Annotated in this window: 16 protein-coding genes; 13 read left to right on the top strand and 3 right to left on the bottom strand. The window is 62.0% G+C overall.

Going from position 1 to position 16,131, the window contains the following annotated elements:
• Window positions 1–13 precede the first annotated feature (13 nt).
• The 9 genes from DLD99_RS20745 to DLD99_RS20705 all read left to right on the top strand — a co-directional run bounded on the left by DLD99_RS20745 (window position 14) and on the right by DLD99_RS20705 (window position 10,138).
• Window positions 14–889, top strand: a complete 876-nt coding sequence (locus DLD99_RS20745; protein ID WP_114884730.1) for an SMP-30/gluconolactonase/LRE family protein — start codon at window positions 14–16, stop codon at window positions 887–889.
• A gap of 270 nt (window positions 890–1,159) precedes the next feature.
• A complete protein-coding gene (locus DLD99_RS20740; RefSeq protein ID WP_114884728.1) occupies window positions 1,160–1,978 on the top strand; it encodes an SDR family oxidoreductase in 819 nt (272 codons plus the stop codon).
• A gap of 143 nt (window positions 1,979–2,121) precedes the next feature.
• Window positions 2,122–3,126 carry a substrate-binding domain-containing protein gene (locus DLD99_RS20735; RefSeq protein WP_114884726.1) on the top strand — a complete coding sequence of 335 codons (1,005 nt, stop codon included), beginning with the start codon at window positions 2,122–2,124 and terminating at the stop codon, window positions 3,124–3,126.
• A gap of 56 nt (window positions 3,127–3,182) precedes the next feature.
• Window positions 3,183–4,724, top strand: coding sequence for an L-arabinose ABC transporter ATP-binding protein AraG (gene araG, locus DLD99_RS20730; RefSeq protein WP_085710917.1), 1,542 nt, complete (start codon window positions 3,183–3,185; stop codon window positions 4,722–4,724).
• A gap of 12 nt (window positions 4,725–4,736) precedes the next feature.
• Window positions 4,737–5,705: an L-arabinose ABC transporter permease AraH gene (gene araH, locus DLD99_RS20725; protein ID WP_085697229.1), complete on the top strand. Its 969-nt coding sequence runs from the start codon at window positions 4,737–4,739 to the stop codon at window positions 5,703–5,705.
• A gap of 118 nt (window positions 5,706–5,823) precedes the next feature.
• Entirely contained in the window at window positions 5,824–6,537 is a 714-nt protein-coding gene (locus tag DLD99_RS20720) for a GntR family transcriptional regulator (protein WP_114884724.1), read from the top strand.
• Window positions 6,534–7,532: an ADP-ribosylglycohydrolase family protein gene (locus DLD99_RS20715; protein WP_114884722.1), complete on the top strand. Its 999-nt coding sequence runs from the start codon at window positions 6,534–6,536 to the stop codon at window positions 7,530–7,532. The genes DLD99_RS20720 and DLD99_RS20715 overlap by 4 nt, the downstream gene beginning before the upstream one ends.
• Window positions 7,533–7,749: 217 nt before the next feature.
• Entirely contained in the window at window positions 7,750–9,216 is a 1,467-nt protein-coding gene (locus tag DLD99_RS20710) for a purine-cytosine permease family protein (RefSeq protein ID WP_114884720.1), read from the top strand.
• Window positions 9,209–10,138: a PfkB family carbohydrate kinase gene (locus DLD99_RS20705; protein ID WP_114884718.1), complete on the top strand. Its 930-nt coding sequence runs from the start codon at window positions 9,209–9,211 to the stop codon at window positions 10,136–10,138. Before DLD99_RS20710 ends, DLD99_RS20705 begins: the two co-directional genes overlap by 8 nt.
• Here DLD99_RS20705 and DLD99_RS20700 read toward each other — a convergent pair.
• From DLD99_RS20700 to DLD99_RS20690, 3 genes are all read right to left on the bottom strand, one after another.
• The gene (locus tag DLD99_RS20700) at window positions 10,132–10,470 is read right to left on the bottom strand and encodes a hypothetical protein (protein WP_114884716.1); all 339 of its coding nucleotides are present in this window, start codon (window positions 10,468–10,470) and stop codon (window positions 10,132–10,134) included. The two genes, DLD99_RS20705 and DLD99_RS20700, sit on opposite strands and share 7 nt — an antisense overlap.
• 82 nt (window positions 10,471–10,552) lie before the next feature.
• Entirely contained in the window at window positions 10,553–11,749 is a 1,197-nt protein-coding gene (locus DLD99_RS20695) for an MFS transporter (protein WP_114884714.1), read from the bottom strand.
• A 111-nt stretch (window positions 11,750–11,860) separates the two neighbouring features.
• Window positions 11,861–12,508, bottom strand: coding sequence for an HD domain-containing protein (locus tag DLD99_RS20690; RefSeq protein WP_114884712.1), 648 nt, complete (start codon window positions 12,506–12,508; stop codon window positions 11,861–11,863).
• A 111-nt stretch (window positions 12,509–12,619) separates the two neighbouring features.
• Here DLD99_RS20690 and DLD99_RS20685 point away from each other — a divergent pair, with 111 nt between their 5' ends.
• From DLD99_RS20685 to dgoD, 4 genes are all read left to right on the top strand, one after another.
• Complete coding sequence (locus DLD99_RS20685) at window positions 12,620–13,102, top strand: GNAT family N-acetyltransferase (protein ID WP_039770630.1); 483 nt, start codon at window positions 12,620–12,622, stop codon at window positions 13,100–13,102.
• A gap of 193 nt (window positions 13,103–13,295) precedes the next feature.
• On the top strand, window positions 13,296–14,285 hold the full coding sequence (locus DLD99_RS20680) for a 2-dehydro-3-deoxygalactonokinase (protein WP_114884710.1): 990 nt from the start codon (window positions 13,296–13,298) through the stop codon (window positions 14,283–14,285).
• Window positions 14,286–14,304: 19 nt separating this feature from the next.
• The gene (locus DLD99_RS20675) at window positions 14,305–14,925 is read left to right on the top strand and encodes a 2-dehydro-3-deoxy-6-phosphogalactonate aldolase (RefSeq protein WP_096820983.1); all 621 of its coding nucleotides are present in this window, start codon (window positions 14,305–14,307) and stop codon (window positions 14,923–14,925) included.
• Between the two features lie 48 nt (window positions 14,926–14,973).
• On the top strand, window positions 14,974–16,122 hold the full coding sequence (gene dgoD / locus DLD99_RS20670) for a galactonate dehydratase (RefSeq protein WP_114884708.1): 1,149 nt from the start codon (window positions 14,974–14,976) through the stop codon (window positions 16,120–16,122).
• Window positions 16,123–16,131 lie beyond the last annotated feature (9 nt).

Raw genomic sequence — 16,131 nt, 5'->3', positions numbered from 1 at the left:
GACAGGAGGTTGCATGACGTGGACTGCGGTGACAGAGCATCGGGCGCAACTGGGCGAAGGCCCGTTCTGGGATGCGCCGGCCCAGGCGCTGTACTGGGTCGACATCGCCGGCAAGCAGGCGCTGCGGCTGATCGGGCAGAACGTGCAGATCTGGCAGATGCCGGAGCACGTCTCGGCGTTCATTCCCTGCGCCAGCGGCGACGCGCTGGTGACCCTGAGCAGCGGCGTCTACCGACTCGATCTGGATTCCCCCGGACTCGAACCACGGTTGACTCTGTTCTGCGTCGCCGATCCGCAACCGGGCAACCGCGCCAACGAAGCGCGTTGCGATGGCCAGGGCCGTCTGTGGCTCGGCACCATGCAAAACAACATCGGTGAGCAGGGCGAGGATCTGCCGATCACCCGTCGTTCCGGCGGCCTGTTCCGGGTTGATCCGGATAAAAGAGTCACGCCATTGCTGCGGGGCCTGGGCATTCCCAACACGTTGCTCTGGAGCGACGACGGCACCACGCTGCTGTTCGGCGACAGCCTCGACAGCACGTTGTACCGTTATTTCATCCATACCGACGGCAACCTCGACGCCGCCCAGCCCTGGTACAGCGCCGATCAGCACGGTGGCCCGGACGGTTCGGCGATGGATGCCGAAGATTACGTTTGGAACGCCCGCTGGGACGGCAGCTGCCTGCTGCGCCTGACGCCGGAGGGCAAAGTAGACCGCAAGATCGACTTGCCGATCAGCCGCCCCACCAGTTGCGTATTCGGCGGCGCAGACCTGAAAACCCTCTACATCACCAGCGCCAAAAGTCCGCTGAACCACCCGCTGGACGGCGCCGTGCTGTCGTTGCGGGTCGATGTCGCCGGAAAGCTCTGTACACGTTTTGCTGATTAAATCCCAAAATATGGGATGCAAAATTATATATTGAGATTATTTAGCGGTCGGGTTTATAGTCAGCTCCAGCAGTAACACGCACTCACACTTAAAAAGAACAAAACAGGTGAAGTGATGCAGCGAATTTCCATCGCACTCCCCAGCGGAGTCAGCGTCCCGCAACGGCCCGATGCCGTCAGCGGCGCTTGCCTGTTTCGTTCAAGAAGCCTTCCAGACCGGACATCGTCAGATGCCCGGTTTTTTTATGCTTTCGAACAGGAGTCCTGATTCATGGCTGAACCTCTTTCCTTGCCGCCAGTGCCCGCGCCACCCAAAGGCGAGCGTCTGAAAAACAAGGTTGTGTTGCTGACCGGCGCCGCCCAAGGCATCGGTGAAGCAATCGTCGCGACCTTCGCCTCGCAGCAGGCCAAACTGGTGATCAGCGATATCCAGGCTGAAAAAGTCGAGAAAGTCGCTACCCACTGGCGCGAGCAGGGCGCCGATGTACAAGCGATCAAGGCCGACGTGTCGCGCCAGCAGGATCTGCACGCCATGGCCAAACTGGCCATCGAGCTGCACGGACGCATCGACGTTCTGGTCAACTGCGCCGGGGTCAACGTGTTCCGCGATCCGCTGCAAATGACTGAAGAAGACTGGCACCGCTGCTTCGCCATCGACCTCGACGGCGCCTGGTATGGCTGCAAGGCCGTGTTGCCGCAGATGATCGAGCAGGGCATCGGCAGCATCATCAACATTGCCTCGACCCATTCCACGAACATCATTCCCGGCTGCTTCCCTTACCCGGTGGCCAAGCACGGTTTGCTCGGGCTGACCCGCGCGCTGGGCATCGAGTACGCGCCGAAAGGCATTCGCGTCAACGCCATCGCCCCGGGCTACATCGAGACCCAGCTCAACGTCGATTACTGGAACGGTTTCGCCGACCCCCACGCCGAACGCCAGCGCGCCTTCGATCTGCATCCACCGAAACGCATCGGTCAGCCGATTGAAGTGGCGATGACCGCCGTGTTCCTGGCCAGCGATGAAGCGCCGTTCATCAATGCCTCGTGCATCACCATCGATGGTGGTCGCTCGGTGATGTACCACGACTGAAAAAGCGGATTGCAGGCGGCAAGGTCCGTCTGAAATCCAATCATCATACGATATGACTATTGTCGTCATGATTTGCGGGAAACGCTTCGACCGCTTCAACGCTTTTCAAATAACGCTCAAGAAAAATAACAAGGAGTCTGCTTATGAAACGTCGTTTCGGGATTCGTACCCTGTGCAGTACCGCGCTGGCGGTCACTGCGTTCAGCCTGAGCGGTTCGCTGCTGGCCGCCGATCCGGTGAAGATCGGCTTTCTGGTCAAGCAGGCTGAAGAGCCGTGGTTCCAGACCGAATGGGCCTTCGCCGAGAAAGCTGCCAAGGACAAAGGCTTCGAGCTGATCAAGATCGCCGTGCCGGATGGCGAGAAAACCCTCTCGGCCATCGACAGCCTGGCGGCCAACGGTGCCAAGGGTTTTGTGATTTGCCCGCCTGACGTGTCCCTCGGCCCGGCAATCATGGCCAAGGCCAAACTCAATGACCTGAAAGTGATTGCCGTTGATGACCGTTTCGTCGATGCCAATGGCAAGTTCATGGAAGAGGTGCCGTACCTCGGCATGGCCGCGTTCGAAGTCGGCCAGAAGCAGGGCGCCGCCATGGCCGCCGAGGCAAAAAAGCGTAACTGGGACTGGAAAGACACCTACGCGGTGGTCAACACCTACAACGAACTCGATACCGGCAAGAAGCGCACCGACGGTTCGATGAAAGCGCTCGAAGACGCCGGCCTGCCGAAAGAGCACATCCTGACGGCCGCCCTGAAAACCCTCGACGTACCGGGCAGCATGGACGCCACCAACTCGGCGCTGGTCAAGCTGCCGGGCGCGGCGAAGAACCTGATCATCGGCGGCATGAACGACAACACCGTGCTGGGTGGAGTGCGCGCCACTGAAGCCGCCGGGTTTGCCGCGGCCAACGTGATCGGCATCGGCATCAACGGCACCGATGCGATCGGCGAGCTGAAAAAACCCAACAGCGGGTTCTACGGTTCGATGCTGCCGAGCCCGCACATCGAGGGCTATAAGACTGCCGAGATGATGTACGAGTGGGTCACCACCGGCAAAGAACCGCCGAAGTACACCGCGATGGACGACGTTACCCTGATCACCCGCGACAACTTCAAGCAGGAGCTGGAAAAGATCGGCCTGTGGAACTGACGGCAGCGTCGGCCCGGGCAGCCGGGCCGCTTGAACGGTGTGATGAGGTGGCTTAAATGCACGCGCAAGTACAGACACAACAACACGGTGCCGGCAGCCTGCGTTTCAAAGGGATCGGCAAGACCTTTCCCGGCGTGAAGGCGCTGGACGGCATCAGTTTCGTCGCCCACCCCGGGCAGGTGCACGCTCTGATGGGCGAGAACGGCGCCGGCAAGTCAACGCTGCTGAAAATCCTCGGCGGCGCCTACATTCCGAGCAGTGGCGAGTTGCAGATCGGCGAGCGGACGATGGCGTTCAAGTCCACCGCCGACAGCATCGGCAGCGGGGTGGCGGTGATTCACCAGGAGCTGCATCTGGTGCCGGAAATGACCGTGGCCGAGAACCTGTTTCTCGGACATCTGCCGGCGAGTTTCGGCCTGATCAATCGCGGCGCGCTGCGCCAGCAAGCGCTGGCCTGCCTCAAGGGTCTGGCCGATGAAATCGACCCGCAGACCAAAGTCGGGCGCCTGTCCCTCGGCCAGCGGCAACTGGTGGAAATCGCCAAGGCGTTGTCCCGTGGCGCCCATGTGATCGCGTTCGACGAACCGACCAGCAGCCTCTCGGCGCGGGAAATCGATCGCTTGATGGCGATCATCGGCCGGCTGCGCGACGAGGGCAAAGTGGTGCTCTACGTTTCCCACCGTATGGAAGAGGTGTTCCGCATCTGCGACGCGGTGACGGTGTTCAAGGACGGTCGCTACGTGCGCACCTTCGATGACATGAGCCAGTTGACCCACGATCAACTGGTGACCTGCATGGTCGGGCGCGACATTCAGGACATCTACGACTATCGCGGTCGCCCGCGCGGTGCCGTGGCGTTGAGAGTCGATGGATTGCTCGGACCGGGGCTGCGTGAGCCGATCAGTTTTGACGCGCACAAAGGCGAGATTCTGGGGTTGTTCGGGCTGGTCGGGGCCGGGCGAACCGAGCTGTTCCGGTTGCTCAGCGGCCTGGAGCGCAACACCGCCGGACGCCTGGAATTGCGCGGCCATGAACTGAAGCTGCGTTCGCCCCGGGATGCGATTGCCGCCGGGATTCTGCTGTGCCCGGAGGACCGCAAGAAGGAAGGCATCATCCCGCTTGCCAGCGTCGCCGAGAACATCAACATCAGTGCACGCGGCGCCAATTCCGGGCTCGGTTGCCTGCTGCGCGGGATGTGGGAAAAGGGCAACGCCGACAAACAGATCAAGGCCCTGAAGGTGAAAACCCCACACGCCGGACAACAGATCAAGTTCCTGTCCGGCGGCAACCAGCAGAAGGCGATTCTCGGCCGCTGGCTGTCGATGCCGATGAAGGTGCTGCTGCTCGACGAGCCGACCCGAGGCATCGACATCGGCGCCAAGGCCGAGATCTACCAGATCATCCATAACCTCGCCGCCGACGGCATTTCGGTGATCGTGGTGTCCAGCGATCTGATGGAAGTGATGGGCATTTCCGACCGCATTCTGGTGCTGTGCGAGGGCGCCCTGCGTGGCGAAGTCAGCCGCGACCAGGCCAACGAATCCAACCTGCTGCAACTGGCTTTGCCGCGCCATCGCGCCAGCGGCGCGGCGAACTGAGAGGTGACTATGATGACAACCCAAAACGAAACCCTGCCGACCGCGCGCAAACCGCTGGATATGCGGCGCTTCCTCGATGACTGGGTCATGTTGCTGGCGGCGGTCGGGATCTTTCTCGCCTGTACCCTGCTGATCGACAACTTCCTCTCGCCGCTGAACATGCGCGGCCTGGGCCTGGCGATTTCCACCACCGGGATCGCGGCGTGCACCATGTTGTATTGCCTGGCGTCGGGGCATTTCGACTTGTCGGTGGGTTCGGTGATTGCCTGCGCCGGGGTGGTCGCGGCGGTGGTGATGCGCGACACCAACAGCGTGTTTCTCGGTGTCAGCGCGGCGCTGGTGATGGGGCTGATCGTCGGGCTGATCAACGGCATCGTGATCGCTAAATTGCGGGTCAATGCGCTGATCACGACGCTGGCGACCATGCAGATCGTCCGTGGCCTGGCCTACATTTTTGCCAATGGCAAAGCGGTGGGCGTATCCCAGGAATCGTTCTTCGTCTTCGGCAACGGCCAGTTGTTCGGCGTGCCGGTGCCGATCCTGATCACCATTGTCTGCTTCCTGTTTTTCGGTTGGTTGCTGAATTACACGACCTACGGGCGCAACACCATGGCCATCGGCGGCAACCAGGAGGCGGCGTTGCTCGCGGGGGTGAATGTCGACCGCACGAAGATCATTATCTTCGCCGTGCATGGGGTGATCGGTGCGCTGGCCGGGGTGATTCTGGCATCGCGGATGACTTCCGGGCAGCCGATGATCGGGCAGGGGTTTGAGCTGACGGTGATTTCGGCCTGCGTGTTGGGCGGGGTTTCGTTGAGCGGCGGCATCGGGATGATTCGGCATGTGATTGCCGGGGTTCTGATTCTGGCGATTATCGAGAATGCGATGAATCTGAAGAATATCGACACGTTTTATCAGTATGTGATTCGGGGTTCGATTCTGCTGCTGGCAGTGGTGATCGACCGTCTGAAACAGCGCTGAGATCAATATTCTGCTGACCCTCTCCTTTGGGAGAGGGTGCCTCCAATACCGCGCCTTTTGTCACCTTTCCCAAAAATTACCTTGCTCGTCCCAACCCGTTTCGGGTATCACTTTGTACATGATTAGACAGGTACGATTTGACAAGAAACAACGGGTGGTCGACGAGCTCGTCCGACGCATCGAAAGCGGCCTCATGGAGGACGGCTTTCTGTTGCCCGGCGAGCATCAGTTGGCTCAGGAATTCAACGTCAGCCGTGGCACGTTGCGCGAAGCGCTGGCCGAACTGAAACGGCGCAATTACATCGCCACGCAAAGCGGGGTCGGTTCCATCGTCACTTTCGACGGTGTGGTGCTCGATCAGCGTAGCGGCTGGGCCCAGGCCCTGGCCGACAGCGGGGCGCTGATCAATACCGAAGTGTTGCGCCTGGAAGCCGTGACCCGGCCCGATCTGCTGCCGCGCTTCGGCACCGACCAATTCATCACCCTCGATCGTCGCCGCCGCTCCAACGACGGCACGCTGGTGTCCCTCGAACGCTCATTGATGCCCGCCACCGGAGGCCTGGAAAGCCTGCCGCGCGTGGGTCTGATCGACAATTCGCTGACCGTCACTCTGGCGGCCTACGGCTACATCGGCGAGCGTGGCGATCAATGGATCGGCGCCGAACCGCTCAACGCGGTGGACGCCGAACTCCTCGGCCGACCTGAAGGCACGGTGTTCCTGAAAGCGCTGCGCACCACTTACGACCGGCAAAACCGCTTCATGGAGCTGGTCGAAAGCCTGCTCGACCCGGTGCATTTCCGTCTGCACCTGCAATTTGGAGAATCGAAATGACCGCCCTCGACCGTGCCCTGGGCGCGTTTTATGGCCTGGCCCTCGGCGATGCGCTGGGCATGCCGACGCAATCCCTGAACCGCGAAACCATCAAGCAGCGCTTCGGCCAGATCACCGATCTGCAAGACGCCGGCCCCTTGCAACCGATTGCCGCGAACATGCCCAAAGGCTCGATCACCGATGACACCGAACAGGCGATTCTGGTCGGCGAGTTGCTGGTCGAAGGCAAGGGCCGGATCGAGCCGGCGGTACTCGCGCAACGGCTGATCGAATGGGAAGCCGAGATGCAGGCCAAGGGCTCGCAGGACTTGCTCGGCCCATCCACCAAACGTGCGATCGAAATGATTCTTGCCGGCCATTCGCCGGAAGAAGCCGGGCGCTACGGCACCACCAATGGCGCGGCGATGCGCATTACTCCGGTCGGAATTGCGGCGGATGTCGCCGATCCCGAGCGCTTCATCGCGGCGGTGGTGCAGGCCTGTCAGGTCACTCACAACACCACGCTGGGGATTTCCAGCGCGGCGGCGGTGGCGGCGGTGGTTTCGGCCGGCATCAACGGCCTGGATCTGGGCGAGGCGCTGAACCTCGGCCAGCAGATCGCCCAGCAAGCGGAAGCGCACGGGCACTGGGTGGCCGGTGGGCGTATCGCCTCGCGGATCAGTTGGGCGCGCAGCATCAGTGTCGAGAGCGACCCGGTGTTGCTCGCGGATCTGCTGTACGACGTCATCGGCACCTCGGTGGCATCACAGGAATCGGTGGTGGTGTCGTTCGCCCTCGCGCAGCAAGTCGCGGTCGGTGAAATGACGCCGTTCGATGCGCTGTGCATGGCCGCCAGTCTGGGTGGTGACACCGACACCATCGCGGCGATTCTCGGTGCCATGCTCGGGGCCTGCCTGGGTCTGCAGAGCTGGCCGGCGGCGATGATTGAAACCGTCAAAACCGTCAATGATCTGGAGCTGGAGCCATTGGTGCAAGGGCTGTTGGCCCTGCGCTGAACGGGCTGACGCCTTCGTCGGATCGCCGCCCGGAGCAAGCTCGCTCCCACAGAAACAACGCCGTACTTGTGGGAGCGAGCTTGCTCGCGAAAGGCGCACCACAAACTTCGAATAATCACCCGCAATGGATCGCGCAGACAGGCCCAGGAAGGGCGGGATGTCTTGTCGTTCTGCGTCATTGCCACAACCACAATAAAGGCAAACAGGAGCATTTCTCATGAGTTCATCGAACGCCGGGCAAAGCGCCGGGCAACTGGAAACCCGGGGCATCGAACCGGTGCCGGAAGGCGAGTGCAACGGCCATCCGCTGCAACTGTTCTGGGTCTGGTTTGCGGCCAACATTTCCATTCTCGGCCTGCCGCTGGGCGCTACGCTGGTTGCGTTTCGCGGCCTGGCAATCTGGCAGGCGATCATCGTCGCGATCCTCGGTGCTGCCGGCTCGTTCGCGGTGGTGGGGATCATCTCGATTGCCGGCCGTCGCGGTCGCGCACCGAGCCTGACCTTGTCGCGGGCGATCTTCGGTGTGCGCGGCAATATCGGCCCGACGCTGGTGTCGCTGATGTCACGCCTGGGCTGGGAAACCGTCAACACCACCACTGCAGCGTTCGTGCTGCTGTCGCTGTGCTCGATCCTGTTCGGCTCGCCGGTGGAAGCCAAAAGCGCGCCGGTGCTGACCCTGATTTTCATCGCGATTTTCGTGCTGCTGACCTTGTCGGTGTCCGGCCTCGGCCACGCCACGTTGCTGGTGATCCAGAAGTGGGCGACCTACGTGTTCGGCGCGCTGAACATTCTGGTGGGTGGCTTCCTTTGCGCAACCATCGACTGGAGCGCGGTGTTCAACGCCACGCCGGCGCCGATGAGCGCGATGATCATCGGTATCGGCACCATGGCGGCCGGCACCGGGATCGGCTGGGCCAATGCCGGCGCCGACATGTCGCGCTATCAGCATCGCAGCGTAAAAGCCGTGCGCCTGGTCGCTTCTGCTGCGTTCGGCGCAGGGATTCCGCTGGTGTTGCTGATCACCCTCGGCGGCCTGCTGTCGGTGGGCAACAACGATCTGGCGTCGGCGACTGATCCGATCGTGGCGATCCGCGACATGCTGCCGACCTGGATGGCCGTGCCGTACCTGATCACCGCGTTCGGCGGTCTGTTGCTGTCGAACAACCTGTCGGTGTACTCCGCCGGTCTGACTACGCTGACCCTCGGCCTGAAGGTCAAGCGCGTGTACGCGGTGGTGGTCGACATCGTCGCGATCTTCGCCGGTTCGATCTACTTCATGCTGATCGCCGACAGTTTCTATGGCCCATTCATCACCTTCATCTCCCTGCTGGCAGTACCGATCACTGCGTGGGTCGGGATCTTCGTGGTCGACCTGATTCACCGTCACTACTACAGCCCGAAAGACCTGCTCGATGTCAGCCCGAGCAGCGCCTACTGGTACAGCGGCGGCATCGAGTGGCGCGCATTCGGCGCGTGGGCGATTGCCATCGTGCTGGGCTTCAGCTTCACCACCATCGGCACCACCGCCGAGAACGTCTGGTTCAAGGGCTTTCTGTCCGATTCCTGGCTGGGCCACAACGGCCTTGGCTGGATCGTGACCTTCGTGGTGGCCGGCGGCATTTACTTCGTACTCGGCGGGGCGAAAGACCGCCGCGCCGCACAAACCGAGAATGCTCATGCCTAAGATGTTGCACACCGGCCAGGTCATCATCGACCTGGTCATGGCCGTGGATGCACTGCCGCAGATCGGCGGTGACGTGCTGGCGCAGTCCGCCAGTTTCGAAGCCGGCGGCGGTTTCAATGTGATGGCTGCCGCCGCGCGTAACGGTTTGCCGGTGGTCTATCTGGGTCGCCACGGCAACGGTCGTTTCGGTGATCTGGCACGGCAGGCGATGAATGCCGAAGGCATCCGCATTGGCATCGAACAGCCTGCGGAACGCGACTCCGGTATCTGCGTGGCGCTGACCGATGCGTCGGCCGAGCGCAGCTTCATTTCCTACATTGGCGCCGAAGGCGAAGTCACGGCTGCGGAACTGGACAGCGTTGCCGCGGAGGCCGGGGACTATGTCTACGTCAGCGGCTACAGCCTGTTGCACAGCGGCAAGGCCCAAGCGTTGCTGGATTGGACGCTGGCGTTGCCAAAGACGATCAACGTGGTGTTCGATCCGGGCCCGCTGGTGGAATCACCGGACTCACCGATGATGCAGGCGCTGCTGCCGCGCATCGACGTGTGGACCAGCAACAGTGTCGAGGCGCTGCGTTTCACCGGCGCAGCGGACATCGAAACGGCGCTGGACCGCTTGGCCGTGCACCTGCCGCAGGAGGTGCTGATGGTAGTGCGCGACGGCCCGCAAGGCTGCTGGATTCATCAGCACGGCGAGCGCCAGCATGTGCCGGGTTTCAAGGTGCAGGCCGTGGACAGCAACGGCGCCGGCGATGCCCATGCCGGTGTGTTTGTCGCCGGGCTGGCGCAAGGTCTGGCGGCTGCTGAAGCCGCGAGGCGCGCCAACGCCGCCGCTGCGTTGGCCGTCACTCGCTGGGGGCCGGCAACCGCACCGGGCTCTGACGAGGTCGATGCGCTGATCCGCGAATCTTCCGCCTACTGACCGGTTCCTTCGGAACCCGAGCCTCCGGTGGTGGTTTTCGAACCGATGCCGGAGCCGGAGTTGTCGGGGGTAGTGGGGGAATCCGGTGTGTTCATTCCACCCTGACGGCCGGGGTCATTGCCCTGGGTGCGCGGATCGGTTCCGGTGGCTGGCGGCTGATTGATCAGCGGAGCGCCGGAACCGTCGGTATTCATCCCGGGAGCGCTGTTGATCGCAGGCGCGCGCGGCGGTGTGACCGGGTCAGTTGGGCCGGTGCCGGCAGCGGTCGCCGCGAAAGCCATGGGGCAGAGCAGGGTGGTGAAAACGAGAGCAGTCAACCTTGACGAGATCATGGTGTGTCTCCAGTGATTGGAATCCTTACCTGATCTTGGTCTGCCCTCGTGCGGCATAGGTGCCGATTGAATGACGAACGGTTCAGTTCGTCAGTGCACTTTCTACCTTCATCCTCCGCCACAGCAGGCGGCCGAGGGTGATCGACCAGTTCAACGCCGCCACCGCCAGAACGGTCAGCAACAGCGTCGCCATGCCGTGATCGACGATGATTTTCCCGGCCAGCAACGGGAAGCCGAAGACACCGATGAAATAAGAAAGACTGAACAGCAACAATGCCTGCGACGTGCTGCCGGCCGGAGCCTCGTTGGCGGCGAGTCCATTGATTACCGAGTAGGTGAGACCGTAACCGACACCGAGCATCACTGCTGCCAGCAGATAGCTGAAACCGCTTTGCACGCCAAACGCGAACATTACGATTGAGCCCAGCATCAACCCCGAAAGCAGACACGACGCCCGCAGCGGATCACGCTTGACCACATAGCCTGCGATCAACATCCGGCTGCTGATGGCGGCGCTCATGAAGCCCAGGAAGAACAGCGAATAATCCAGCGAACGGGCGGCGGCATAGCTGGTCTGGAAACTCGACAGACCACCGAACACGCAGCCGCCGAGGCCGACCATGATGATCGGAAACACGGCTCGGGAACTGAGCACCTGAGCCGTCGCCTGCCAGCTGATTTTTGCCGCTGACGCGGCTTGTGTACTTTTCAGGCGGGCACCGAGACGCCAGAACAGCAGCACGCCGACCAGACTCGCCAACGCCGCCAGATAGAACGCCGACGTCACCGGCAAACCCAGCGCACTGGCGGCGCGCCCGAGCAGCGGGCCGCTGCCGATCCCGGTCATCATGCTGCCGGACAGCAGCGCAAAGTATTTAGCTCGCTGCGCCGGGCTCACCAGACTGGCGACGATGATCGGCCCTAGCGTGTAGAACACGCCCCAGCCCAAGCCAAGCAGCAACCCGAAAAACAGCAGCAGATGGCCGAAGCCCGGCGTCATCGCAAACCCCAGGCTCGCCGCCACCAGCAACAGCCCGAACAGCGCAATCGAACGCGCCGCGCCCAGCCAGTCGGACAGGTGCCCGGACACCAGCACCGCAACGAAGGTGCTGAGCATCGCCGCACTGATTACGCTGCCGGCATCGTGCTCGTTGCCGCCGCGAGAGCCGATCAGCAGCGAGAGCAGAAACGTCGCGCCATAGGACAGCGACAACAGATAACTGGCGAGGCAGAACAGGCCGAACAGTTTGCCCGGGACCTGGGGTGTTGCTTGAGGCATGACGCGGTTCCTTGACCGGAAAAATTGAGCGTCATCTATCTAACACGTCGGGCCCGTGGTTTAGGTCTGAGCTTGGCGATCTCAGGATCGTGATTGACCGGAGTAATGCTTTCAGGCGACGCCGATCTCTTCCTTGAATTGCTCCATGAAACCTTTCAGGCGTTGATGACGGATGCGCGCCAGACGTTGTCCGGCAGCGGTCTGGAAACCGTCGGCAAGGTGCAGCAGTTTGGTCTGGAAATGATCGAGGCAGAATCGCTTGTCGTCGTAGTCCCTTTCCCGGGCCTCGGGATCGTGCGGGTCGTACAGCGCGCTGCCCATGCGTCCGGCCGTGTAGAAGGTGCGGGCGACACCGAGCATGCCGAGGGAGTCGAGACGGTCGGCGTCCTGCATCAGCCGCGCTTCGAGGGTTGTCGGTGTGATGTTGGCGGAAAAACTGTGGGCTTCGATGGCGTGGGTGACGGCGCTGATTCTGGCTTCGGGCCAGTTCAGGTTTGCCAGCACCGTTGATGCTTTTTCCGCTGCCAGGCGCGATGCCTGTGAACGCAGTGGCGAGTTCTTTTCCACGGCCACGCAATCATGCAACAGCACAGCCGCCAGCAGCACCTCAAGGTCGCCACCTTCCTCGGCCTGCAAGGTTCGCGCGTTGTGCCAGACCCGCTGCAAGTGAGACAGGTCGTGAGCGCCATCCTCTGACGGTTCCAGTGCGTGGGGCAGAATTTCGGCGGCGAGTGAGGCCAGTGGTTCGAATGCGTTCATGAATATCCTTCAGAGTGACCGGCCGCACTAGCCTAATCCGTGGATTGCCATGTGACGAGCGCCGCGCGCCGCCTTAGTATGGCGTTTTCCTTTTTCCGACAAGGCCCGTCCATGACGATCGAAATCCGCCCGGCGACCCCCAGCGATGCACCGCAAATCCTCGCGTTCATCACTGAACTTGCAGACTTCGAAAAGGCCCGTCACGAAGTCATCGCCAGCGTCGCCGACATCGAGCGCAGCCTGTTCAGCGAAGGCGCCACCGCCCACGGCCTGATCTGTCTGCGCGACGGCTTGCCGATCGGTTTCGCGGTGTTCTTCTTCAGCTATTCGACCTGGCTGGGCAGCAACTGCCTGTACCTTGAAGACCTCTACATCACCCCCGAACAGCGGGGCGGCGGCGCCGGCAAAACCCTGCTGCGCCACCTCGCGAAAATCGCCTGCGCCAACGACTGTGGCCGCTTCGAATGGAGCGTGCTGGACTGGAACACCCCGGCCATCGAGTTCTACAAATCCCTTGGTGCTCAGCCGCAGGAGGAGTGGGTGAGGTATCGCATGGATGGCAAGGTATTGCGGGAGTTTGCCGAGGGCAACTGAGCCGCGCCAGGAATACCGCAGCCCGAGACGGTTCCTGCAGGGAAGGTGAATTTCTCTGAAGGCGCTGTTACGGCCTGCGGTATTTTTTTGCCTTTGTCCCAAATTATGGGATTGTTATTTATATATTGAGATTTTGTTGTGCCCGGGTTTATAGTCCAGCTCACTCACTGCCAATAACAAAACAGGTGAAGCGATGCTGGCGCAATTGATCGCGCTCGATTGGGGGACGACCTCCCTACGTGCTTACAAACTCGGGGCGGGCGGGCAGGTGCTGGCGCAGCGGTCGCTGTCGTTCGGGATCATGCAGTTGCCGAAGACGCCGCGGGTCATCAACGGTCGTGAATGCTCCGACGGTTTTGAACTGGCGTTCGACGAGGCCTGCGGTGACTGGCTCGATGCGCAGCCCGACTTGCCGGTCATTGCCTGCGGCATGGTCGGTAGCGCCCAGGGCTGGTGCGAAGCGTCCTACCGCGATACGCCGGCCAACGTCGCCGATCTCGGAAAATCCCTGCAAACCGTTCGCAGTCTTCGCGGTGTCGATGTGCATATCGTGCCGGGTGTGATTCAGCGCTCAAAGCTGCCGAACGTGATGCGCGGCGAGGAAACCCAGGTCCTCGGCGTCCTGCAGAATCTGCCGGACGAGGCGGGCAATGATCTGTTGATCGGCCTGCCGGGCAGTCATTCGAAATGGGTGGAAGTGGCCGGCGGCTGCATCACCCGTTTCGACACATTCATGACCGGCGAAGTGTTCGCCGTGCTCAGCGAACACAGCATTCTCGGCCGTACCCAACAGCACAGCACGACGTTCGACGCCGAGGCATTTGATCGCGGCGTGCAGGTGGCGTTGTCGGCGGAAGGCGAGATTGGCGTGCTGTCGACGCTGTTCAGCGCCCGCAGCCTGGGCCTGACCGGTGAACTCAGCGCCGCCGCACAACCGGACTATCTGTCCGGGCTGCTGATCGGTCACGAACTGACAGCGCTGGCCACCGTGCAACGGCGCCGTCGCATCGGCGCACATCTTCCTTCGATCATCCTCATCGGCAACGCGCAGTTGTGCGCCCGTTACAGCCGTGCCCTCGACGCCTGCGGTTTTGCCCGGGTGACCCTGGCCGAGCAGGCCACCGAGCGCGGGCTATGGCAATTGGCGCTTGCCGCCGGACTGATCGATTCCTCATCCCGTTAACCCTGACTGGAGGCCTGACATGCTCAAGCAAGCACTGGCGCAAAACGGTCTGATCGCGATCCTGCGCGGCCTGCATCCGCAGGAAGCCGCGGCTGTCGGAGAAGTCCTGTATGCGGCCGGATTTCGCGTCATCGAAGTACCGCTCAATTCCCCTGCACCGTACGAAAGCATTCGCATCCTGCGTAAGACCCTGCCCGCCGATTGCCTGATCGGTGCCGGCACGGTGCTGACGCCGGAACAGGTGGAGTTGGTGAAGGAGGCCGGCGGCCAGGTGATCGTCATGCCCCACAGCGATGCCAAGGTGTTGCGGGCGGCGAAAGCGGCGGGGCTGTATCTGTCGCCGGGCGTTGCCACGCCGACTGAAGCCTTCGCTGCGCTGGAGGAGGGGGCGGACATTCTCAAGCTGTTCCCGGCCGAACAAATGGGGCCGGCAGTGGTGAAAGCCTGGCTGGCGGTGCTGCCCGTCGGGACGATTCTGGCGCCGGTCGGCGGCATTACCCCGGACAACATGCAGGCGTTCATCGACGCCGGCGTCAAAGGTTTCGGCCTCGGTTCGGGGCTGTTCAAACCGGGCATGACGACTGAACAAGTGGCGGCCAATGCCAAGGCCTACGTGGCGGCCTGGAAAGCCCTTCGCTAAGACTTTTCCGGCGCTGCGTGCGCTGCATCTAACAAGAGAGACAAGCAGATGAAAATCACCAAACTGACCACCTTCATCGTTCCGCCGCGCTGGTGCCTCCTCAAGATCGAAACCGACGAGGGCGTGACCGGTTGGGGCGAGCCCGTGGTCGAGGGCCGTGCCCACACCGTCGCCGCTGCGGTCGAGGAATTGTCCGACTACCTGATTGGCAAAGACCCACGCAATATCGAAGACATCTGGACCGTGTTGTATCGCGGCGGCTTCTACCGGGGCGGCGCGATCCACATGAGCGCACTGGCCGGCATCGACCAGGCGCTGTGGGACATCAAGGGCAAGGCGCTGGGTGTGTCGGTCAGTGATCTGCTCGGTGGTCAGGTGCGGGACAAGATCCGTGTGTATTCGTGGATCGGCGGCGACCGGCCGGCCGATACCGCGCGGGCCGCGAAAGAGGCGGTTGGCCGTGGTTTCACTGCCGTGAAAATGAATGGCACCGAGGAACTGCAATTCCTCGATACCTTCGAGAAAGTCGACCTGGCGCTGGCCAACGTCGCCGCCGTGCGTGACGCAGTCGGACCTAACGTCGGCATTGGTGTTGACTTCCATGGCCGGGTGCACAAGCCGATGGCCAAGGTGCTGATGAAGGAACTCGACCCCTACAAACTGATGTTCATCGAAGAGCCGGTGCTCAGCGAAAACTACGAAGCGCTGAAAGAGCTGGCACCGCTGACCAGCACCCCGATTGCCCTCGGCGAGCGACTGTTTTCGCGGTGGGACTTTAAACGGGTGTTGAGCGAAGGTTACGTCGACATCATCCAGCCGGATGCCTCCCACGCCGGTGGCATCACCGAAACCCGCAAGATCGCCAACATGGCGGAAGCCTACGACGTGGCGCTGGCGCTGCACTGCCCGCTGGGGCCGATCGCGTTGGCAGCCTGTCTGCAACTGGACGCCGCTTGTTACAACGCGTTTATCCAGGAGCAGAGCCTGGGTATCCATTACAACGAGAGCAATGACCTGCTCGATTACGTGAAGGATCCACGGGTGTTCGATTACGACAAAGGCTTCGTGAAGATCCCGAACGGCCCGGGCCTGGGGATCGAGATCAACGAGGAATACGTCATCGAACGCGCGGCGGTCGGCCATCGCTGGCGCAACCCGATCTGGCGCCATGCCGATGGCAGTTTTGCCGAGTGGTGAGTCTTTTCT

This window comes from Pseudomonas kribbensis, from assembly GCF_003352185.1.
GTDB lineage: Bacteria > Pseudomonadota > Gammaproteobacteria > Pseudomonadales > Pseudomonadaceae > Aquipseudomonas > Aquipseudomonas kribbensis.
The sequence above is the reverse complement of the archived record's forward strand: the minus strand, read 5'-3'. Positions and strand labels throughout refer to the sequence as shown.

Coding starts and splice junctions, on each gene's coding strand:
- dgoD (WP_114884708.1), top strand. CDS start 14,974: ATGAAAATCACCAAACTGACCACCTTCATCGTTCCGCCGCGCTGGTGC.
- DLD99_RS20715 (WP_114884722.1), top strand. CDS start 6,534: ATGACCGCCCTCGACCGTGCCCTGGGCGCGTTTTATGGCCTGGCCCTC.
- DLD99_RS20735 (WP_114884726.1), top strand. CDS start 2,122: ATGAAACGTCGTTTCGGGATTCGTACCCTGTGCAGTACCGCGCTGGCG.
- DLD99_RS20745 (WP_114884730.1), top strand. CDS start 14: ATGACGTGGACTGCGGTGACAGAGCATCGGGCGCAACTGGGCGAAGGC.
- araG (WP_085710917.1), top strand. CDS start 3,183: ATGCACGCGCAAGTACAGACACAACAACACGGTGCCGGCAGCCTGCGT.
- araH (WP_085697229.1), top strand. CDS start 4,737: ATGACAACCCAAAACGAAACCCTGCCGACCGCGCGCAAACCGCTGGAT.
- DLD99_RS20710 (WP_114884720.1), top strand. CDS start 7,750: ATGAGTTCATCGAACGCCGGGCAAAGCGCCGGGCAACTGGAAACCCGG.
- DLD99_RS20675 (WP_096820983.1), top strand. CDS start 14,305: ATGCTCAAGCAAGCACTGGCGCAAAACGGTCTGATCGCGATCCTGCGC.
- DLD99_RS20695 (WP_114884714.1), bottom strand. CDS start 11,749: ATGCCTCAAGCAACACCCCAGGTCCCGGGCAAACTGTTCGGCCTGTTC.
- DLD99_RS20720 (WP_114884724.1), top strand. CDS start 5,824: ATGATTAGACAGGTACGATTTGACAAGAAACAACGGGTGGTCGACGAG.
- DLD99_RS20700 (WP_114884716.1), bottom strand. CDS start 10,470: ATGATCTCGTCAAGGTTGACTGCTCTCGTTTTCACCACCCTGCTCTGC.
- DLD99_RS20685 (WP_039770630.1), top strand. CDS start 12,620: ATGACGATCGAAATCCGCCCGGCGACCCCCAGCGATGCACCGCAAATC.
- DLD99_RS20690 (WP_114884712.1), bottom strand. CDS start 12,508: ATGAACGCATTCGAACCACTGGCCTCACTCGCCGCCGAAATTCTGCCC.
- DLD99_RS20680 (WP_114884710.1), top strand. CDS start 13,296: ATGCTGGCGCAATTGATCGCGCTCGATTGGGGGACGACCTCCCTACGT.
- DLD99_RS20740 (WP_114884728.1), top strand. CDS start 1,160: ATGGCTGAACCTCTTTCCTTGCCGCCAGTGCCCGCGCCACCCAAAGGC.
- DLD99_RS20705 (WP_114884718.1), top strand. CDS start 9,209: ATGCCTAAGATGTTGCACACCGGCCAGGTCATCATCGACCTGGTCATG.